Below are 17,434 nucleotides of genomic sequence, written 5' to 3'. Positions count from 1 at the left end.
CATGCACCTGCTGAGAACCCAGCCCGGCGGTTTCGTGCCGGACGACAGCATCGCCGACCTGGGCCAGACGCCGGCCGAGCTGGTGATTCTCTGCAGCGGTGACTCGCACCTGGCGCTGCTGGCCGAAGCCGCCCGGCAACTGCCGGACGACTTCCCCAGCCTGCGCCTGGCCAACCCCATGCAGGTGCAGAACCACGCTTCCGTGGACCTGTACGTGGACGAGGTGTTGCGCCACGCCAAGGTCATCCTGATTTCCCTGCACGGCGGCATCGGCTACTGGCGCTACGGCGTCGAGCAGCTGGTGGCGCTGGCCGAACGCGGCGTGCAGCTTATTCTGGTGCCCGGCGACGACCGCCCCGACCCCGAGCTCAGCGACCTGGGCACCGTGGGCCGCGAGGTGGGCGAACGCCTGTGGCACTTCCTGCGCCAGGGCGGCATGGGTAACGCGTTGTCGTTGTTCAACTGCCTGGCCAGCCAATTTCTCGGTCGTGACTACGCCTGGGCCGAGCCACAGGCCTTGCCGCGCACCGCCATTTATCACCCGGCCCACCACGATGCCGGCCTGGCCCATTGGCGGGCGGACTGGCAGCCGGGGCAGGCGGTGGTGCCGCTGATTTTCTACCGCTCGCACCTGCAGGCGGCCAACACCGGTTTTGTCGACGTGTTCTGCCAGCGCCTGCTGGCGGCGGGCCTGAACCCGCTGCCCATGGCCGTGGCCAGCCTCAAGGAGGCTGGCTGCCTGAGCCAGGTGCAGGCCTGGATGGACGACGTCGGCGCGGCGGTGATTCTCAACACCACCGGTTTTGCCCAGTCCAGCCCGGAAGCGCCGCACTTGCGGCCGTTCCGCCGCGACATCCCGGTGATCCAGGCCATCTGTGCCCAGGACAACCAGCCTGGCTGGGAAGCCAGCGAGCAGGGCCTGGGCCCGCGCGACCTGGCCATGCACATCGCCCTGCCGGAGCTGGACGGGCGCATCATCAGCCGCCCCATCAGCTTCAAGGACCTGGCCTGGCGCAGCGAGCGCAGCCAGTCCGACGTGGTCTGCTACCGCGCGCACCCCGAGCGCATGGATTTCGTCGCCGAACTGGCGCGGCGCTGGGCCGAGCTGGCGCGGCTGCCCAATGGCCAGAAGCGTATAGCCCTGATCCTGGCCAACTACCCGACCCGCGACGGCCGCATTGGCAACGGCGTGGGCCTGGACACCCCGGCGGCGGCGCTGAACATTCTTCGCGCCCTGCACGCCGAGGGCTACCCAGTGCAGGGCTTGCCCGCCAGCGGCACGGCGCTGATCCAGCAATTGCTGGGCGGCGTCAGCAACGACCTCGACAGCCTCGACCTGCGCCCCTGCGCTCAGAGCATGGCCATGGACGACTACCTGGCGGCGTTTGCGCGCCTGCCGCTGGCCAACCAGCAGGCGGTGCGCGAGCGCTGGGGTGAGCCGAGCGCCGACCCCATGTGCCGCAGCGGCCGCATGATGGTCGCCGGACTGCGTTTTGGCCTGACTTTCGTCGGCATCCAGCCGGCCCGTGGCTACCAGCTGGACCCCAGCGCCGTGTACCACGACCCCGACCTGGTGCCGCCCCACGGCTACCTGGCGTTCTATTTCTGGCTGCGCCACGCCTATGGCGCCGACGCCGTGGTGCACGTGGGCAAGCACGGCAACCTGGAATGGCTGCCGGGCAAGGGCGTGGGCCTGTCGGAACACTGCTGGCCCGACGCGCTGTTGGGGCCGATGCCCAATGTCTACCCGTTTATCGTCAATGACCCGGGCGAGGGCGCCCAGGCCAAGCGCCGCACCCAGGCAGTGATCATTGACCACCTGATGCCGCCGCTGACCCGTGCCGAAACCTATGGCCCGCTGCGCGACCTGGAGCGCCTGGCCGACGAATACTACGACGCCCAACTGCTGGACCCGCGCCGCGCCCGCGAGCTGCAACGCGAGATTCTGGCGCTGGTGCGCGACGCGCAGATCGACCGCGAGCTGCAACTGGACGCCGGCTGGGACAGCGACGCCGACGCCGCGCTGTGGCTGCCGCGCCTGGACACCTACCTGTGTGACCTGAAGGAATCGCAGATCCGCGACGGCCTGCACATCTTCGGCGAGTCGCCCACCGGGCGCCTGCGCATCGACACCCTGGCGTCCCTGTTGCGCATTCCCCGGGGCGACGGCCGTGGCGCCCATGCCAGCCTGATCCGCGCCCTGGGGCGGGCGCTGCAGCTGGGCTTCGACCCGCTGGACTGTAACCTCGGCGACAGCTGGGAAGGCGCGCGCCCGGCGTCCCTGCAAGCGGTCTGCGAGGACAGCTGGCGCACCGCCGGCGACACCCGTGAGCGCCTGGAACTGTATGCCGCGCAACTGATCGAGCAGGCGCTGCACACGCCCGCCACTACCGGCTGGGCCGACGTCGACCTGATTCTCGACGGCCTGCGCGACACCGTCGCGCCACGCCTGGATGCCTGCGGCCCGGCCGAGATCGGCGGCCTGCTGGCCGCCCTGGGCGGGCGTTTCGTGCCAGCCGGCGCCAGCGGCGCACCCAGCCGCGGGCGCCTGGATGTGCTGCCCACCGGCCGCAACTTCTTCTCGGTGGATGTGCGCAACCTGCCCACCACTACTGCCTGGCGCATCGGCTTCGCCTCGGCCAATCTGATTCTTGAACGCCACCTGCAGGACCACGGCGACCATTTGCGCCAGCTGGGCCTGTCGGTATGGGGAACGGCCACCATGCGCACCGGCGGCGACGACATTGCCCAGGCCATGGCGCTGATGGGCGTGCGCCCGGTGTGGGCCACCGGCAGCCAGCGCGTCGACGATTTCGAGATTCTGCCGCTGAGCCTGCTCGACCGCCCGCGGGTGGACGTGACCCTGCGGGTGTCGGGCTTCTTCCGTGACGCCTTCGCCAACCTGCTGCGCCTGTTCGACGCCGCCGTGCAGGCGGTGGCCGCGCTGGACGAACCCGACGACCTCAACCCGTTGGCGGCCAAGGTGCGCAGCGAGCACCAGGCCCTGCTGGCGCAGGGTATCGACGCCGAACAGGCGCGCCGCGAAGCTGGCTGGCGTATTTTCGGCGCCAAGCCCGGCAGCTACGGCGCCGGCGTTCAGGGCGCCATCGACGGCCGCCTGTGGCAGACCCGCGAAGACCTGGCCCAGGCTTACCTGAACTGGGGCGGCTACGCCTACGGTGGCACCGACGACGGCACGCCGGCGCGGGCGCAGTTCGCCCAGCGGCTGGGCCAGGTGCAGGCCGTGGTGCAGAACCAGGATAACCGCGAGCATGACCTGCTCGACTCCAACGACTACTACCAGTTCCAGGGTGGCATGCTTGCCGCGGCCGAGACCCTGGGCGGCAAGGCTGCCGCCAGCTACCACGGCGACCACAGCCAGCCTGACCTGCCGCGCATCCGCACCCTCAAGGAAGAGCTCAACCGCGTGGTGCGCGCGCGTGCCGCGAACCCCAAATGGATCGACGGCGCCAAGCGCCACGGTTATAAAGGAGCGTTCGAGCTGGCCGCGACGGTGGACAACCTGTTCGCCTTCGACGCCACCACCCATTTGATCGACGACCACCAGTACGCCTTGCTCGCCGATGCCTACGTGCTGGACGCCGACACCCGAGGTTTCATGCAGCAGCACAATCCCCATGCCTTGCGCGACATCACCGAGCGCCTGATCGAGGCCCAGCAGCGTGGCCTGTGGGGCGAGCCGGGCGACTACCGCCAGGCCCTGGAAGAGCTGCTGCTGGATATAGAAGAAGATGCCTGACATGCGCGACACCCCGCATTTCCCCCTGGCCGCCGTGGTCGGCGCCGACTCGCTGAAGCTGGCCCTGTGCCTGAGCGCCATCGACCCGAAAATCGGCGGCGTGCTGATCGAAGGCCCGCGCGGCATGGCGAAAAGCACCCTTGCCCGGGGCCTGGCCGACCTGCTCGCCAGCGGCCAGTTCGTCACCTTGCCGTTGGGCACCACTGAGGAGCGCCTGGTGGGCACCCTGGACCTGGACGCGGCGCTGGGTGAAGGCCGTGCGCAGTTTTCCCCTGGGGTGTTGGCCAAGGCCGACGGCGGCGTGCTGTACGTGGACGAAGTCAACCTGCTGCCCGACCACCTGGTGGACCTGCTGCTGGACGTGGCTGCCAGCGGCGTCAACCGCGTGGAGCGCGACGGCATTTCCCATCGGCACAGTGCACGCTTCGTGCTGATCGGCACCATGAACCCGGAGGAGGGCGAGCTGCGCCCGCAGCTGCTGGACCGTTTTGGCCTCAATGTGGCCCTGGACGGCCAACCGCCGCCCCAGGAACGCAGCCAGATCATCCGCCGGCGCCTGGCGTTCGATGCCGACCCGTACGCGTTTTGCGAGGAATGGGCGAGCCGCCAGGACGCCCTGCGGCAGCGTTGCCAGCTGGCGCGCGAGGTGCTTGAAGAGGTGCCGCTGGACGACCAGGCGCTGGCCATCATTACCGAACGCTGTTTCGCCGCGGGCGTCGACGGCATGCGCGCCGACCTGGTGTGGCTGCGCGCCGCGCGGGCGCACGCGGCCTGGCGCGGGGCGCTGGGTATCGAAGCCGTGGACATTGACGCGGTGGCCGAATTTGCCCTGCGCCACCGCCGCCGCCAGCCACCCGAAGCGCCCCAGGGCGAGCAACCGCCTGCGGGTGCGCAAACCTCCCAGAATGCCAGCGGTGAAGGCCAGTGGGGTGGTTTGCCGCCCCAGGCCACGGCCATGGGCCAGCGCCGCGAAGTACCGAGCTGGCCAAAAAAGCCCTGAGCATCCGCCGGCGCCCTGCGGCGGGTGCCAAACCTGAAGGCGGGCAGCAGCAGGGGCGCCGTGGCGCCGCGCGGGCTGCGCAGCAAGGTACGCTGGATTGGGCCGCAACCCTGCTGCGGGGGCGGCCACGCCATATCACTGACCTGCGCTGGCAGCAGCGCCGTGCCAGCCCTCATGAACTGTGGCTGGTCATCGTCGACGCCTCGGCTTCCACCCGCAAACACCAGGCCCTGGCCGACGCCAAGGGCCTGCTCGCCGAGCTGTTCGACCAGGCTTATCGCCAGCGCGCGCGCCTGGCGCTGCTGACCGCCAGTGGCGAGCAGCCGCGCTGGCAACGCCATGGCCTGAAAGCCTCGCAAGCCTTGCAGCCATGGCTGCAGGCGCTGGGTGCAGGCGGTGGCACGCCGCTGGTGGCGGCCCTGCGTCAGGCTGGCGAATTTCTGACGCGCCGGGCCAAGGCATTCCCTCACGAGCAACGTCGTTGCCTGATTGTTACCGACGGCCGTATCAAGCGCGCAGACGCTATCGAGCCGCTACCGTGCGCGGCGCTGCTGATTGATATGGAACGGGGAAGTATTCGCCTGGGGCGCGCGGTGGAATTGGCGAGTCAGCTAGGTGCGGAGTATCGGCATATAGACAGTTTGCCAGGCACTTTATAAGTGCTGCGCTGTTATGCCGCAGGCAAGGCAACTCGGATTTAAAGAATTAGCCAGCTATCCGAAGTTGCCACTTCTGCCATGTGCAAAGTGCCACTTATTGTTGCGGCATGCTCCAGGGTTGCAGCGCGTAACCGTCCTGGCGCAGTTCGGCGCGTACTTCTTCAAGCAGGTGGGCCCATTGCGCAGGGTCCGAATAAGTGCTGCTTGGTACTTGCTTGCGGCCGATGCTGTTACGGGTGCGGTCTACCACGGTCAGGCTCAGTTCGCCATTGCCGTCCTGCGGGGCCCAGGCCACGCATTGGAAGGGTTCGAAGGCGTGGCCGGCAATCAGCAGTGCTTCGTTGACACGCAGTGGGGCGTTCATGGGTTCAGTCTCTCTAGTGTGCCCGAAAAGGTATGCAGCGCGGCGGCAAGGTCATTACCGTTTGCGGTTGCTTGTCTGTACTGATGCTGCCAACCGGGCAACAAGTCACACGCGGGCAGAAAATTGATCAAACTTTTTTTCTCGCAGGCTTTGGGCGTTGACTTTGACGTTGAAAAATCAACGAAATTCCGCTTTGTAAAAATGTGTAACAGTTTTGCAGACCAACGGTCCTTGGCAGCGTCAAGTTCATTGCTACTGTTACAGACGGGGTCGCCAACTAGCTGTTTCTAATAACTTTTATATTATTGGCGCCAAGGAGCCGGTCATGCTCGAGATGGCAAACACGCGACGCCTTTTAATTGTCGACCCATGCGACGATTGCCATCAGCTGTTGCCCGGCCTGCGCACCGTGGGGTGGGAGGTGGACAGCTGCGAGCTGGACCAGGCCGCCCAGCACCCCTGCGACGTGGGGCTGCTGCGCCTGCAGCCTTTTCACCTGGAGCGCCCGGAGGCCGTGAAGGAGCTGATAAGCCGCAGCAATACCGAGTGGATAGCGGTGCTCAACCAGGACGTGCTGCGCATGCAGAACGTTGGCGACTTCGTCTGCGAGTGGTTTTTCGACTTTCATACCCTGCCGTTCGATGTGTCGCGGGTGCAGGTCACCCTTGGCCGCGCATTCGGCATGGCGCGCCTGCGTGGGCAGGGCGCGGTACACGTCAACCAGCCCGAGCACGAACTGCTGGGCGACAGCCGCCCCATCCGTGACCTGCGCAAGCTGCTGAGCAAACTGGCGCCCACCGAATCGCCGGTGCTTATCCGCGGCGAGAGCGGCACCGGCAAGGAACTGGTGGCGCGCACCCTGCACCGTCAGTCCCAGCGGCATGCCAAGCCGTTCGTGGCCATCAACTGCGGGGCCATACCCGAGCACCTTATCCAGTCGGAGCTGTTCGGCCACGAGAAGGGCGCTTTCACCGGCGCGCACCAGCGCAAGGTCGGGCGCATCGAGGCGGCCAATGGCGGCACGCTGTTTCTGGACGAAATCGGCGACCTGCCGCTGGAACTGCAGGCGAATTTGCTGCGCTTCCTGCAGGAAAAACACATCGAACGGGTAGGCGGCAGCCAGCCCATTGCCGTCGACGTGCGGGTACTGGCGGCCACCCATGTGAACCTGGAGTCGGCGATCAGTGCCGGGCGCTTTCGTGAAGACCTTTATTACCGCCTTAACGTGCTGCAAGTGGTGACCGCGCCGCTGCGCGAACGCCATGGTGACTTGGCCATGCTGGCCAACCACTTCGCCCACTTCTACAGCCAGGAAACCGGGCGGCGGCCACGCAGCTTCAGCGAGGACGCGCTCATTGCCATGGGCAAGCACGACTGGCCGGGCAACGTGCGCGAACTGGCCAACCGTGTGCGCCGCGGGCTGGTGCTGGCCGAGGGGCGGCAGATAGAGGCGCAGGACCTGGGGCTGGTCAGCCAGACAGCGGCGGTTGTGCCCATGGGTACGCTGGAGGATTACAAGCACCGGGCGGAGCGGCAGGCGTTGTGTGATGTGCTGAACCGCCATTCAGATAATTTGAGTATTGCGGCGCGGGTGCTGGGGATATCGCGTCCGACGTTTTATCGGTTGTTGCACAAACATCAGATTCGGTGACGGGGGCACCCCGTCATCCGCCCCCCCGCGCCCGGGCTTTTGATCTTGATCCCGTGTGGCCCTTGATCTTGATTGTGTGCCCCATAAAGCGCCAGGGCCGACTGGAGGCGTTGACCGAGCGGTCCCTGGCGTCGCCCGCTTCGGCGATTTCGGACATATCCATTTTCGCGGCGAGACCACCGACCGTTTCGGCCTTACGCCGACTCACTTTTTTTCAGACGCCAAAAAAAGTAAGCAAAAAACGCTTGCCCCTGCTTGGGCCCTGCGCTGCGCTACGGGTCCCCTCCTTCCGGCGCCGCTCAACGGGCAGACGGCACCCGCTATAGAAGCCTGCGGGTTACCGTCTCTTCGGCCTGCGGCCTCGGCCCTTCGGGCAGCCCGTTGATCGACGCCTCCAGTCGGCCCGGGCGCTTTACGGGGCATACAATCAAGATCACAAGCCAGATCAAGGTCACAAGCAGATCAACCGCAGCGGCTGCGGGCTTTCGCCCGGTTGCCGCTGTTGGTGGGTGGGTCAGAAGTAGTACGGGAATTTCAGGCTGAAGGTGAAATCCGGCGCATCGTCCGTCAGCCCGATCGACAGGTTCGGCACAATCGTCAACGAATCACTCGCCGCAATGGTCATGCCAATGTTGAAGTACCCCGCGTTCGCATCACTGGCCGGAACACCCTGCCAGTCACCGCCATCCTGCTTGATCTTGCTGCGCCGCTGAATCAGGTCCGACAGCGAGAACGACATGCTCATCTTCTCGTTGAGGGCGAAGGCCACGCCCGCGCCAATCTGGAAGCTGTCGCCCAGGTCGACCTTGCCGGGGATCTTGCTGTTGACCTGCGGGCTGATATCGCTGAACGAATCCTCGAAGTTGTGGGTGTAGGAGAAGCTGCCGAACAGCACCGCCGGGTCGAAGCTCTTGATCAGCGAGATACCCGGGGTGATCGACCACACGCCGTTGCCGGTCGGCAGCGACTCGGGCACCGACAGGTTGTTATTGGTCGACGACTGGATCAGCTTGATGCCGTAGGGGTCCTGGCCGGTAGGCGCCTTGACGCGCACGCTGAACACTGCGTCGGGGCGGTAGGGGCCCTCGTCCATGAATTTGTAGGCCACGCCGGCGTTGATGTCGCCGATGGTCGGGTCGCGGCGCACCGACTCCTGGGATATGGCCGTGGTAGAGCCGCCGGCGCCGGCCGACTGGAAGGTGGAATCGCGGTACACCACGGGCACGTTGAGGTCGAACTGCCAGCGGTTGTTGACGTTGTAGCGCCCGGTGAGGTCCAGGGTCCAGTTATCGGACTTGATGCGGTCGATGTTGATATTGCCCAGGAAGATCGAATCCAGCGCCAGGAAGCCGTTGAGCACCAGTTGCCGGGTGTCGTAGTGCGAGTAGGTGATGCCGGTCTCGAGGCTGAATTTGCCGCCGCCGAAGAACCCGGTGTTCTCGTCATAGAGGTTGTTCACGCTCTGTGCCGGTGAAGAGTCGTCCTTGAGCGACTGGCCGTAGGAAGAGCCGCCGGCCGCGCTGACCCCGGAGCTGGTGCCCGGCGCGCCAGTGGCCACAGTCTGCGCCCGGCTGGGCTCGGCTGGGGATTTGCTCAGGCGCTTGGGCGGTGGCGCCGTTGGCGTCTCCTCCACTTGCTTGACGCGTTGTTCAAGTACCATCAAGGCTTGTTGTTGTTGATCGTAACGCTGTTTTAGCTGCAGCAGTTCTTGTTTGAGTTCTTCCACCTGGGGGTCAGGTGCCGCCTGCAATGCGGCTGCCGGTAACAAAGCGCTTAGGCAGACAACCGCATTGAACGAAAACGATCGGTGCATGGTGAGCCGTCCCTTGTGACTGCAACATTTTGAGACGAAGCGTAGTCCAGAATTTTTCGTCCCGCCGTTCACATGCCCATGTTGCGCAGCCCCTTCAGCTGGCTGAGATTGCAGTCCAGCGCGCCGGCCGTCGGCAGGTTGTCACGCAGTACCACGTTGAGTTGGGTGAGGTTGTTGACCGCGTTGGCGCCGCCCAGCAACGTCGCGGTCTGCATCAGCCCCGATTCGTTGATGCGCTGCACCGCCGTGCCCTGGTTGTTGTTGGCCGCGATGGACATCTGCACGCCACCGCCGGTGCTGGAAACGCTGAGGCTGCCCGCGCCGTTGGCGCCGGTGATGGTGCTGCCCGCGGCCAGTACCTGGCCTTGGGGCGTGGCCACGGCAGGCGCCGAGCCGCTTTCCTTGACGTTGATGTCAACGTTGTTATACGCCGTGTTGTAGTCACCTGCGGCACGCACCGACTGGGTCACGCCCTGGGTGGTGCCAAGGCCTGCGCCACCGGTCACGGTGCCGGTGCCCTGGGCAATCGCGTTGTTGCCGCTGGCGGCCTGTTGCAGGCCCTTCTGGTCAATCATCTGTACGTAGAACTGCGGCTTGATGGTGGTGGCCTGTACATCCAGGGTGCCACGGGCACCAATGACGTCACCATTGGCATTTTGCCAGGTGGTGGACATCACCACGCCGAAGCTGATGATGCGGCCGGGCATCACGTATTTGCCGCGCAGGGTCGCCAGCTCGGCGTCCTTTATCTCGATCGGCTTGAGCACCGACTGGGCGTGCGCGGGCAGGCTGGCTGCAAGGCAGGCAGCCAGCAACCACTGTTGAGTGTTCATGGGATGCTCCCAGGGCTTCATGCCCTTTTTTATTTAGAAGAAATCACTCTGGATGAAGCCGAAGTCCATCAGGTCTGCATCCTGTACGGGCTTGAACTGATCCAGCTGGCCCTTGGCCGTCAACGGCACCGGTGGGGTGAGCAAGGCGTTGGTCTTGTCATAGCCCTGGCCGACGACGGCAAAAATGATCCCGTTCCAACCTTTGGCAAAGTCTTCGCGGCTATAGCGCTTGTGCCCCAGCACCGGGTCGCCGACATAGACCCAGTCGCGCTGGACGCGCTGCAGCACCACGAAATGCTTGTAACCACGAATATCCATCAGCACCACCACCGGAATGGTGATTTTTTCCAGGCTGTCGGCGGGGATGCGATAGCCCCTGCCGCGCATGCCGATGCTTTCGACGTACTTTTTCATGTCGAGCATGGAGAAGCCCTGCACCTTGACGGTGTCCATGTCCGAATGAGCCAGCATGCCTTCGATGACCTGGTGTTCATCCACATCCAGCCAGTAGGCCTGGCGCAGCACCGTTGCCAGCGCGGCGGCGCCGCAACTGAAATCGGTCTTCTGCTGGACCAGGTCGGAAAAGTGCCGCTCGCGGATGCTCTGGATCGGCTTGTAGATGACGGTGCCGCCAGGCAGGGCGGCCACTGACATCTGTCCGGCCCAGGCAGGGCCAGCCAACAGCAGCAACAGGGGAAGCAGCGCGCAAATTCGCATGGTCTGGATGCCTTGCTTGATGGTGTCGAAAAAGAGCCCCCGGGTGGGGGCTCTCAGGGCATCGCGTGTTACATGCAGGCTTTGCAACCGGCAGCGATGGACAGCGAGTTGCTTTGCTGGTTGCCCACGCCAGCCGAGACGTTGGCGCCGACGTTGCCCGACACGTTGTTGAGCGAGTTGGACATCGAGGCGCTGTTGGTCACAGGGTTGGCCCAGCCGCTTGGGGTCAGCACTTGGTACGAGGCAACGCCACCCAGTTCGAAGCTGCCGCTCTCCTTGAATTTCAGAGGCTCGACCTTGTCGTGGTCTTTGCCGCCACGGCTGTCCCAGCCGCCATGGCCGCCACCACGTGGGTCTTCGGTACCCACGGTGCCGGTGCCGGTGCCTTTGTAGCTGCCGGTGGCATAGAAGGCCGAGTACAGGGTGTCTTTGCTGTAGGTGCGGTCGGCGGCGTTGGTAACCACGGTGCCAGACGAAGTCTGGTTGGCCGAAGCAGCGGCGCCGGCTACACGGCCACCCGATACAGCGATGGCCAGGTTGTTTTTCTGTTGGTTGAAGTCGCCGGTGGTGATGTTGATGCCAATGTTGCCCGAGCTGCCGTTGGCGCTGTTGTTGAGCGAGGTGCTGGAGGTCGTGGAGTAGTTGGCCACGGCGTTGCCAGTGTTGCTCTGGGTGGCAGCGGACGATGCATAGGCACTGCCGAAGATGAAGCTTTCGTCGGCGGTGGCGATGGCAGCGGCGTTATCTTGTTGGTTGGCGTCGCCGGCGGCGACGTTGACGCCCAGGTTGCCGTTGGAGTTGCCAGCGGAGGAATCGATGGCGGCGCCGTTGCGGGTGCCCTGGTTGATCACGGCGTTGCCGGTGCTGGTTTGCGCATCCTGGACGACTGCGGCCGAACCTGCGGTCAGCTGGATCTGAACCATGGGATCGGGTTGTTGCTGATGACCACCATGGTGCGGATCGTTATGACCACCTTTGCGATCGTCTGCATGGGCGGCGACAGCCATGACGGCAGCGAGTGCGAATACCAGTGGCTTGAGTGCCATTGTAGGTTTCATGGTGTTTCTCCGTACTATTATTGTAGTTAAGTGTTGTTTCTGTCTTGGAGGGTCAATCAGCGACCCGTACGCTCAGGGTGTTACCCATTCGGTTACCCACCCCTGCGCTCTGGTTCAGCTGGATCAGCCCGCGGCTACCGGTGAAGGCCTGGTCATCTGTGTTGACCTGGCGGTTGCCGAGTGTCGGACCTGCTGAATCGGAGCCTTTTACCAGCGCCACGTTTTGTTGCGACAGGGCGCTGTCGTCCATGCTCAGCGGCTGGGCACTGATGGTCAGCCGCATGGCATTGGCCTGTTGATTGGCGGCACCGGCTGACTGGTTCACGCCCAGTGCGCCGTTGCCATTGCTGAAGGCGTTGCCCTGGATCGAGGCCCGGGCGTTCATGGCCGGGTCTGCCTGGGTACGCAGTTTCTGGTTGATTCGGGTGCTGGCGTTGGCCTCGGTGCCAATGGCGATGGCGCGCGCGTTGGTCTGCTGTTGCAGGTCGCCGGCCGCCTGGTTGACGTTGAGGCTGCCCTGGTAACCGGCGCCGGAGCTGTCGATGACCGCGGTGTTGTCCACGGCCACGGGGCCGGCGGCGAAGAGGTTGCTGCTGACCAGCAGGGCAAGGGCGCTCAGGGATGCTTTCATTTCAGCGGCTCCCGCTCAGAATGCGCAGGGGCGACAGGCCCTGGCTGACGGCCTGGTTGACGGTATTGGAGATGCTGTTGCCCGAGCCGCCACCATGGCCGGCGCTCATCCCGGGCAAGGCCTGGTCAGGCCCGCCCATGCCGCGCAGATTGCCGTCAGGCACAATCAGGCGGGTAATCGCGTTGCCGCTGCTGATGCCGGCGATATCGCCATCACTCAGCTCCATCGTGGTGGCTGCGCGCACCTGTGCGGAAACGTTGGTGTTGACGGTCAGGGGATTGGGGTCGGGTTGCAGCGGTGGCCGGGTGGCCATTCGCGGCTGGACATCGCGCTGGATGACGATGGTGCCGTCGCCGGCGGCCAGGGCCGTCAGGCTGTGGCAGCATCCCATCAGCAGCAGGCAGACAATGCCTTTTTGAGTTGTCCCGAGCATGGCCATCATCCCTCTTCTTCTTGTTGATGCATCGGCCTTGGTGGCGTTGCGAGGAAGAGAGCAGGGGATGTGCCAGGTTTTTGAATGCCAGCTGAATCAAGGACTTAACAGGTGACGGGGCAAGTGACAGAAAATTGCTGTAACAACGCTGAGACAGAAAAGCGGGTGTAACACTGCCGGACGGTGGCCAGTGGCCCCGCAAGCCCCAAAGGTGGGTGTATCGGCAGCCTTACAGTTAACAGTGGCACGTTGCCAACCCGCCAATAATGGGCCTCGGCGCTGTCACGGGTGTTTCAGGAATGGACACTGGGCGGTTCACCCAGCAGTTCGCCCACCCGCTTGAAGGCCTGCGCGCTGCGCTGGGCAAAGTCGCCTTCGAGCACCTCCGCGCATTGGTGGTGGGTGTCGAGCCAGTGCCAAACCTGATCGAAAAACGCCAGGCGGTCCTGCAGGGCCGGCTGGCAGCGCTGGCCATCGTCCACCCAGTCCATGCCCCGGGGGGATAGCACCAGGTGCAGGTCGTAATGGCGGCCGCGCAACTGCTCTTCGATCCAGGCCGGGCATTCGCCGAACAGCGTGCAGCTCCACAACAGGTTGCTCAGCAGGTGCGTATCCAGTATCAGCAGTTTCGGCTGCCGGGCGCGGGCCGCGTCTTCCCAGGCCAGCTGGCCACGGGCGATGGCGGGAATGTCGGCAAGGGAGGTGTCGCGGCCAGCGTGGCTGTCGATGAAATGGCGCACGTACTCGCCCACCACTATGCCGCCGAACCGGTGTTGAAGGGCCAGGGCCAGCACGCTCTTGCCGCTGGATTCAGGGCCGGTGAGCACGACTGTTTTCATGAAAAGGCTCGCGGGGGCGCAAAAGAACTGGGGAACATTTACCGATTCCGTGGGACAAACGTGGCGATTGTAACCTTGGCCACGGATTGCTGGCAGATTGATACACGAAAAGCGCCGCAGTAGAGCGGTTTTCATCGTTTTGTCAGCGGAGTGGGCTACTGTCTTCTGATAGCATTTCGCCGCTTTTCCAGCGTGTGTTTCAACTATAAAGAAAATCAGGAACCTGCCCATGAGCAGGCTTTCCACTTGGGGGAATTGATGGATTTATGGACCGCCGTACAGGCATTGATTCTAGGGATAGTCGAGGGGCTCACGGAGTTTTTGCCCATTTCCAGCACCGGGCACCAGATCATTGTCGCGGACTTGCTCAACTTTGGCGGTGAGCGGGCGATGGCCTTCAACATCATCATTCAGTTGGGGGCGATTCTGGCGGTGGTGTGGGAGTTCCGGCAGAAGATCATCGAGATCGTCACCGGCTTGCCCACCCGGCCCCAGGCACGGCGCTTCACGGCCAACCTGTTGATCGCCTTCCTGCCGGCGGTGGTGCTGGGGGTGATTTTCGCCGACGCCATTCACCAGTACCTGTTCAACCCGGTGACCGTGGCTGTGGCGCTGGTAGTGGGCGGTATCGTCATGCTGTGGGCCGAGGAGCGCGAGCATGTGATACGCGTGGAACATGTGGATGACATGCGTTGGCATGATGCCCTGAAAATCGGTTTCGCCCAGTGCCTGGCGATGATCCCGGGCACCTCGCGTTCCGGCTCCACCATCATTGGCGGGCTGGTGTTCGGCCTGTCGCGCAAGGCCGCCACCGAGTTCTCGTTCTTCCTGGCCATGCCCACCATGGTCGGGGCGGCCGTGTATTCGGGGTTCAAGTACCGCCACCTGTTCCAGGCCAGCGACCTGCCGGTGTTCGCCCTGGGTTTCATCACCGCGTTCGTGTTCGCCATGATCGCGGTGAAGGGCTTGCTGAAGTTCATCGCCAACCACACCTACGACCTGTTCGCCTGGTACCGCATCGGCTTCGGCATGCTGATTCTGGCGACCTGGTGGTTTGGCTGGATCGACTGGGACCATGTCCAGCCGTAGCGCCGGCGCCCAGCGGGCGTCGCAACCGGTGGGCAGGCCCGGGGTGCGTTACCTCAAGCTGAAGCTGCTGGCGTTCGTGGTGCTGTGCGCGCTGCCGGCCAGCGGGGTGGTCATGCAGTTGCTGCGCGGCGGCCGGCCAGTGGTGCTGCTGGTGTACCTGGCCATGAGCCTGGTGACCTTCGGGCTGTACTGGCGCGACAAGCACCAGGCCCGTCGCGAGGGGCAGCGCACGCCGGAGAAACTGCTGCATGGCGCCGAACTGCTGGGCGGCTGGCCCGGCGCCTTGCTGGCGCAGCAGGCATTTCGCCACAAGACCCGCAAGGTCAGCTACCAGGTGGTGTTCTGGCTGATCGTGTCGGCGCATCAGCTGGGCTGGTTGTACGTGTTCACCCAGCACGCGCTGTGACGCAGCCTTTGGCAGCTGCTACGCAGAGCCCGCTCCCCCCGGGAACATCGTAGCAGCGGCCGCAAGGCCGCGTCCCAGACGCTGCGGTGTCACTGGTCCAGCAGCAACCCCAGCTGCGTTTTCTTCGGCAACCGCCGCACCACCAGTTGGTGCGAGCGGCGCAGCAGGTCGCGCACCTCGTCGTCGCTGATGCCCAGCGGCATGGCCACGCTCACCCAGTGGGCGCGCGCCAGGTACGGCGCCGGGCGAAAGCCGGGGCGGTCGACGTAGCCCAGGAACAGCTCCTTGCCGACTTTCAGCGACAGGCTGTCACCCGCCAGGCCGAACACCGCGAACATCTTGTTGCCCGCCACCGACAGCACGCGAATGCCGCCCCACTTGTAGTCTTCGCGCGCGCCAGGCAGGCCCAGGCAATACTCGGCCAACTGTTGCTCATCCATCATACGAATCGCTCCCCACATTCCTCGAGTGTCTTCACCAAATGGTCGATCCACGCCCGCACGGCCGGCAGCACCCCGCGCCGGTGCGGGTACACCGCCTGCAGCCAGCCGCCGCCCAGGGACCAGTCCGGCAGCAGCTGCACCAGCTCGCCGCTGGCCAGCTCCGCCTCGCAGTGCATCAGCGGCAGCATGGTGAAGCCCAGCCCGGCGATGGCGGCCGCCTTGCGCACCACGAAGTCCTCGATGCCCAGGCGTGCCTCCAGCACCAGGTCGCGCTTGTTGCCCTGTTCGTCGAGCAGGCGCAAATGGACCATGCGGTCGGCCTCCAGCGCGCCCATCACCGGCAGCACCACCAGGTCGTCTGGGCTGGCGATGGTATTGCCGGCCAGCAGCGCCGGGCTGGCCACCAGAATTGCCCGTGCCTCGCGCAGCCGCCGCGTCACCAGGCCCGGGTCTTCGTCCCAGGGCTCGCGCACGCGCAGGGCCACGTCGATGCCTTCGGTGATCAGGTCGACACGGCGGTTGAGCAGCACCATGTCCAACTGCACATGGGGGTATTCCTGCAGGAAGCTGCTGATCACCTTGGGCAGGAACTCGTGCGCCAGGCCCACCGGGCACGACACCCGCAGGCGCCCGCGCGGCTCGCTGGACAGGCTGGCTACCACCTCGTCGGCCATTTCCGCTTCCAGCAGCATGGCCTGGCAGTGGCGCAGGTAGCGCTCACCCACGCTGGTCAGCTTCAGTTGCCGCGTGGTGCGTTGCAACAGCCGTGCGCCCAGGCGCTCTTCCAGCTCGGCGATGCGCCGCGACAGGCGCGATTTGGGCACGCCCAGCAGGCGCCCGGCGGCGGCGAAGCCACCGGCCTCCACCACCTTGGCGAAGTAATACAGGTCGTTGAGATCTTGCATGGAGCATTTCCCGACTGTCTCATGTGTGGGACAATCTAACGCAAATGAAGGGACTAATCATCCATTCCGCATCCCGGTAGGATGATCACCATTCCAGCTGCCCCGGCGGCTTAATAGACAGGAGCTACCCATGAAACTGTTGCACATCGATTCCAGCATTCTCGGCGACAATTCCGCCTCCCGTCAGCTGAGCCGCGCCGTGGTTCAGTCCTTCGAAGGTGCCGAGGTTACCTACCGTGACCTGGCCGCCGAAGCCCTGACTCACTTCTCGTCCGCCACCCTGGCTGGCGGCGAAGTGGAAGCCAAGCTGTCGGCCGACACCCTGGGCGAATTCCTGGCTGCCGACGTGGTTGTGATCGGCGCGCCGATGTACAACTTCTCCATCCCGACCCAGCTGAAGGCCTGGATCGACCGCATCTGTGTGGCCGGTACCACCTTCCGCTACACCGAAGCCGGCCCTGAAGGCCTGTGCGGCGGCAAGAAAGTGGTGATCGTTTCCACTTCCGGCGGCATCCACGCTGGCCAGCCATCGGGCGTCGCCCACGAAGAGTTCCTGAAAGTGCTGCTGGGCTTCATCGGCATCACCGACATCGAAATCGTTCGCGCCGAAGGCCTGGCCTACGGTGACGAAGTTCGCACCAAGGCCCTGGCCGGTGCACAGGCCAAGATCGATTCGAAATTGTTCGCCGCCTGATAGATCGAAATACGCTGAACCCAAGCGCCCGTGGTTGCTCAAAGCACCACGGGCGCTTTGCTTTGCGCGGCATTCGCGTATGATGCGCGGCTTTTGGCCCGGGTTATGCTTGTGCATAGCTGACTAACCTTTCATTCGG

The 17,434-nt window shown here is 64.7% G+C and carries 17 protein-coding genes; 7 read left to right on the top strand and 10 right to left on the bottom strand.

Annotation, left to right across the window (positions count from 1 at the left end):
- Position 1: 1 nt before the first annotated feature.
- From cobN to AC0SZ7_RS23165, 3 genes are read left to right on the top strand one after another with little or no spacing between them, the layout of a single operon-like run.
- Complete coding sequence (cobN, locus tag AC0SZ7_RS23175) at positions 2 to 3,760, top strand: cobaltochelatase subunit CobN (RefSeq protein ID WP_475506553.1); 3,759 nt, start codon at positions 2 to 4, stop codon at positions 3,758 to 3,760.
- A gap of 1 nt (position 3,761) precedes the next feature.
- Positions 3,762 to 4,760, top strand: coding sequence for a magnesium chelatase ATPase subunit I (locus AC0SZ7_RS23170; protein ID WP_475506552.1), 999 nt, complete (start codon positions 3,762 to 3,764; stop codon positions 4,758 to 4,760).
- The gene (locus AC0SZ7_RS23165; RefSeq protein ID WP_475506551.1) at positions 4,685 to 5,419 is read left to right on the top strand and encodes a vWA domain-containing protein; all 735 of its coding nucleotides are present in this window, start codon (positions 4,685 to 4,687) and stop codon (positions 5,417 to 5,419) included. Before AC0SZ7_RS23170 ends, AC0SZ7_RS23165 begins: the two co-directional genes overlap by 76 nt.
- A gap of 94 nt (positions 5,420 to 5,513) precedes the next feature.
- Here AC0SZ7_RS23165 and AC0SZ7_RS23160 read toward each other — a convergent pair whose 3' ends face one another.
- Positions 5,514 to 5,783 (bottom strand): hypothetical protein, encoded by a 270-nt coding sequence (locus AC0SZ7_RS23160; protein WP_475506550.1) that lies wholly within the window; start codon positions 5,781 to 5,783, stop codon positions 5,514 to 5,516.
- 325 nt (positions 5,784 to 6,108) lie between these two features.
- On the opposite strand from AC0SZ7_RS23160, the gene AC0SZ7_RS23155 reads away from it, so the two are divergent.
- Positions 6,109 to 7,434, top strand: a complete 1,326-nt coding sequence (locus tag AC0SZ7_RS23155; RefSeq protein ID WP_475506549.1) for a sigma-54 dependent transcriptional regulator — start codon at positions 6,109 to 6,111, stop codon at positions 7,432 to 7,434.
- A gap of 514 nt (positions 7,435 to 7,948) precedes the next feature.
- Here AC0SZ7_RS23155 and AC0SZ7_RS23150 read toward each other — a convergent pair.
- From AC0SZ7_RS23150 to AC0SZ7_RS23120, 7 genes are all read right to left on the bottom strand, one after another.
- Positions 7,949 to 9,247, bottom strand: coding sequence for a coiled-coil domain-containing protein (locus AC0SZ7_RS23150; protein ID WP_475506548.1), 1,299 nt, complete (start codon positions 9,245 to 9,247; stop codon positions 7,949 to 7,951).
- A gap of 68 nt (positions 9,248 to 9,315) precedes the next feature.
- Complete coding sequence (locus AC0SZ7_RS23145) at positions 9,316 to 10,080, bottom strand: hypothetical protein (protein WP_475506547.1); 765 nt, start codon at positions 10,078 to 10,080, stop codon at positions 9,316 to 9,318.
- 33 nt (positions 10,081 to 10,113) lie between these two features.
- Positions 10,114 to 10,797 carry a C39 family peptidase gene (locus tag AC0SZ7_RS23140; protein ID WP_475506546.1) on the bottom strand — a complete coding sequence of 228 codons (684 nt, stop codon included), beginning with the start codon at positions 10,795 to 10,797 and terminating at the stop codon, positions 10,114 to 10,116.
- Between the two features lie 68 nt (positions 10,798 to 10,865).
- Positions 10,866 to 11,855 (bottom strand): heme utilization protein, encoded by a 990-nt coding sequence (locus AC0SZ7_RS23135; protein WP_475506545.1) that lies wholly within the window; start codon positions 11,853 to 11,855, stop codon positions 10,866 to 10,868.
- 52 nt (positions 11,856 to 11,907) lie between these two features.
- On the bottom strand, positions 11,908 to 12,486 hold the full coding sequence (locus AC0SZ7_RS23130) for an adhesin (protein ID WP_475506544.1): 579 nt from the start codon (positions 12,484 to 12,486) through the stop codon (positions 11,908 to 11,910).
- 1 nt (position 12,487) lies between these two features.
- Positions 12,488 to 12,919, bottom strand: a complete 432-nt coding sequence (locus tag AC0SZ7_RS23125) for a hypothetical protein (protein WP_475506543.1) — start codon at positions 12,917 to 12,919, stop codon at positions 12,488 to 12,490.
- A 293-nt stretch (positions 12,920 to 13,212) separates the two neighbouring features.
- A complete protein-coding gene (locus AC0SZ7_RS23120; RefSeq protein ID WP_475506542.1) occupies positions 13,213 to 13,758 on the bottom strand; it encodes an AAA family ATPase in 546 nt (181 codons plus the stop codon).
- Positions 13,759 to 14,016: 258 nt separating this feature from the next.
- Here AC0SZ7_RS23120 and AC0SZ7_RS23115 point away from each other — a divergent pair, with 258 nt between their 5' ends.
- On the top strand, positions 14,017 to 14,847 hold the full coding sequence (locus AC0SZ7_RS23115; protein WP_475506541.1) for an undecaprenyl-diphosphate phosphatase: 831 nt from the start codon (positions 14,017 to 14,019) through the stop codon (positions 14,845 to 14,847).
- Positions 14,834 to 15,253, top strand: coding sequence for a DUF1294 domain-containing protein (locus AC0SZ7_RS23110; protein WP_475506540.1), 420 nt, complete (start codon positions 14,834 to 14,836; stop codon positions 15,251 to 15,253). The genes AC0SZ7_RS23115 and AC0SZ7_RS23110 overlap by 14 nt, the downstream gene beginning before the upstream one ends.
- 89 nt (positions 15,254 to 15,342) lie before the next feature.
- On the opposite strand, the gene AC0SZ7_RS23105 is transcribed toward AC0SZ7_RS23110, so the two are convergent.
- Positions 15,343 to 15,693: an MmcQ/YjbR family DNA-binding protein gene (locus AC0SZ7_RS23105; protein WP_475506649.1), complete on the bottom strand. Its 351-nt coding sequence runs from the start codon at positions 15,691 to 15,693 to the stop codon at positions 15,343 to 15,345.
- Positions 15,693 to 16,601 carry a LysR substrate-binding domain-containing protein gene (locus AC0SZ7_RS23100; RefSeq protein ID WP_475506539.1) on the bottom strand — a complete coding sequence of 303 codons (909 nt, stop codon included), beginning with the start codon at positions 16,599 to 16,601 and terminating at the stop codon, positions 15,693 to 15,695. Before AC0SZ7_RS23100 ends, AC0SZ7_RS23105 begins: the two co-directional genes overlap by 1 nt.
- A gap of 130 nt (positions 16,602 to 16,731) precedes the next feature.
- On the opposite strand from AC0SZ7_RS23100, the gene AC0SZ7_RS23095 reads away from it, so the two are divergent.
- A complete protein-coding gene (locus AC0SZ7_RS23095; RefSeq protein ID WP_416425393.1) occupies positions 16,732 to 17,295 on the top strand; it encodes an FMN-dependent NADH-azoreductase in 564 nt (187 codons plus the stop codon).
- The last annotated feature ends 139 nt before the right edge of the window (positions 17,296 to 17,434 follow it).

The sequence above is a fragment of the Pseudomonas sp. JC1203 genome (genome assembly GCF_056175065.1).
The sequence above is the reverse complement of the archived record's forward strand: the minus strand, read 5'-3'. Positions and strand labels throughout refer to the sequence as shown.

Bases quoted from the DNA above. Each gene is read 5' to 3' on its own strand.
- cobN (WP_475506553.1), top strand. From the start codon at position 2: ATGCACCTGCTGAGAACCCAGCCCGGCGGTTTCGTGCCGGACGACAGC.
- AC0SZ7_RS23170 (WP_475506552.1), top strand. From the start codon at position 3,762: ATGCGCGACACCCCGCATTTCCCCCTGGCCGCCGTGGTCGGCGCCGAC.
- AC0SZ7_RS23160 (WP_475506550.1), bottom strand. From the start codon at position 5,783: ATGAACGCCCCACTGCGTGTCAACGAAGCACTGCTGATTGCCGGCCAC.
- AC0SZ7_RS23155 (WP_475506549.1), top strand. From the start codon at position 6,109: ATGCTCGAGATGGCAAACACGCGACGCCTTTTAATTGTCGACCCATGC.
- AC0SZ7_RS23150 (WP_475506548.1), bottom strand. From the start codon at position 9,247: ATGCACCGATCGTTTTCGTTCAATGCGGTTGTCTGCCTAAGCGCTTTG.
- AC0SZ7_RS23145 (WP_475506547.1), bottom strand. From the start codon at position 10,080: ATGAACACTCAACAGTGGTTGCTGGCTGCCTGCCTTGCAGCCAGCCTG.
- AC0SZ7_RS23140 (WP_475506546.1), bottom strand. From the start codon at position 10,797: ATGCGAATTTGCGCGCTGCTTCCCCTGTTGCTGCTGTTGGCTGGCCCT.
- AC0SZ7_RS23135 (WP_475506545.1), bottom strand. From the start codon at position 11,855: ATGAAACCTACAATGGCACTCAAGCCACTGGTATTCGCACTCGCTGCC.
- AC0SZ7_RS23130 (WP_475506544.1), bottom strand. From the start codon at position 12,486: ATGAAAGCATCCCTGAGCGCCCTTGCCCTGCTGGTCAGCAGCAACCTC.
- AC0SZ7_RS23125 (WP_475506543.1), bottom strand. From the start codon at position 12,919: ATGCTCGGGACAACTCAAAAAGGCATTGTCTGCCTGCTGCTGATGGGA.
- AC0SZ7_RS23120 (WP_475506542.1), bottom strand. From the start codon at position 13,758: ATGAAAACAGTCGTGCTCACCGGCCCTGAATCCAGCGGCAAGAGCGTG.
- AC0SZ7_RS23115 (WP_475506541.1), top strand. From the start codon at position 14,017: ATGGATTTATGGACCGCCGTACAGGCATTGATTCTAGGGATAGTCGAG.
- AC0SZ7_RS23110 (WP_475506540.1), top strand. From the start codon at position 14,834: ATGTCCAGCCGTAGCGCCGGCGCCCAGCGGGCGTCGCAACCGGTGGGC.
- AC0SZ7_RS23105 (WP_475506649.1), bottom strand. From the start codon at position 15,693: ATGGATGAGCAACAGTTGGCCGAGTATTGCCTGGGCCTGCCTGGCGCG.
- AC0SZ7_RS23100 (WP_475506539.1), bottom strand. From the start codon at position 16,601: ATGCAAGATCTCAACGACCTGTATTACTTCGCCAAGGTGGTGGAGGCC.
- AC0SZ7_RS23095 (WP_416425393.1), top strand. From the start codon at position 16,732: ATGAAACTGTTGCACATCGATTCCAGCATTCTCGGCGACAATTCCGCC.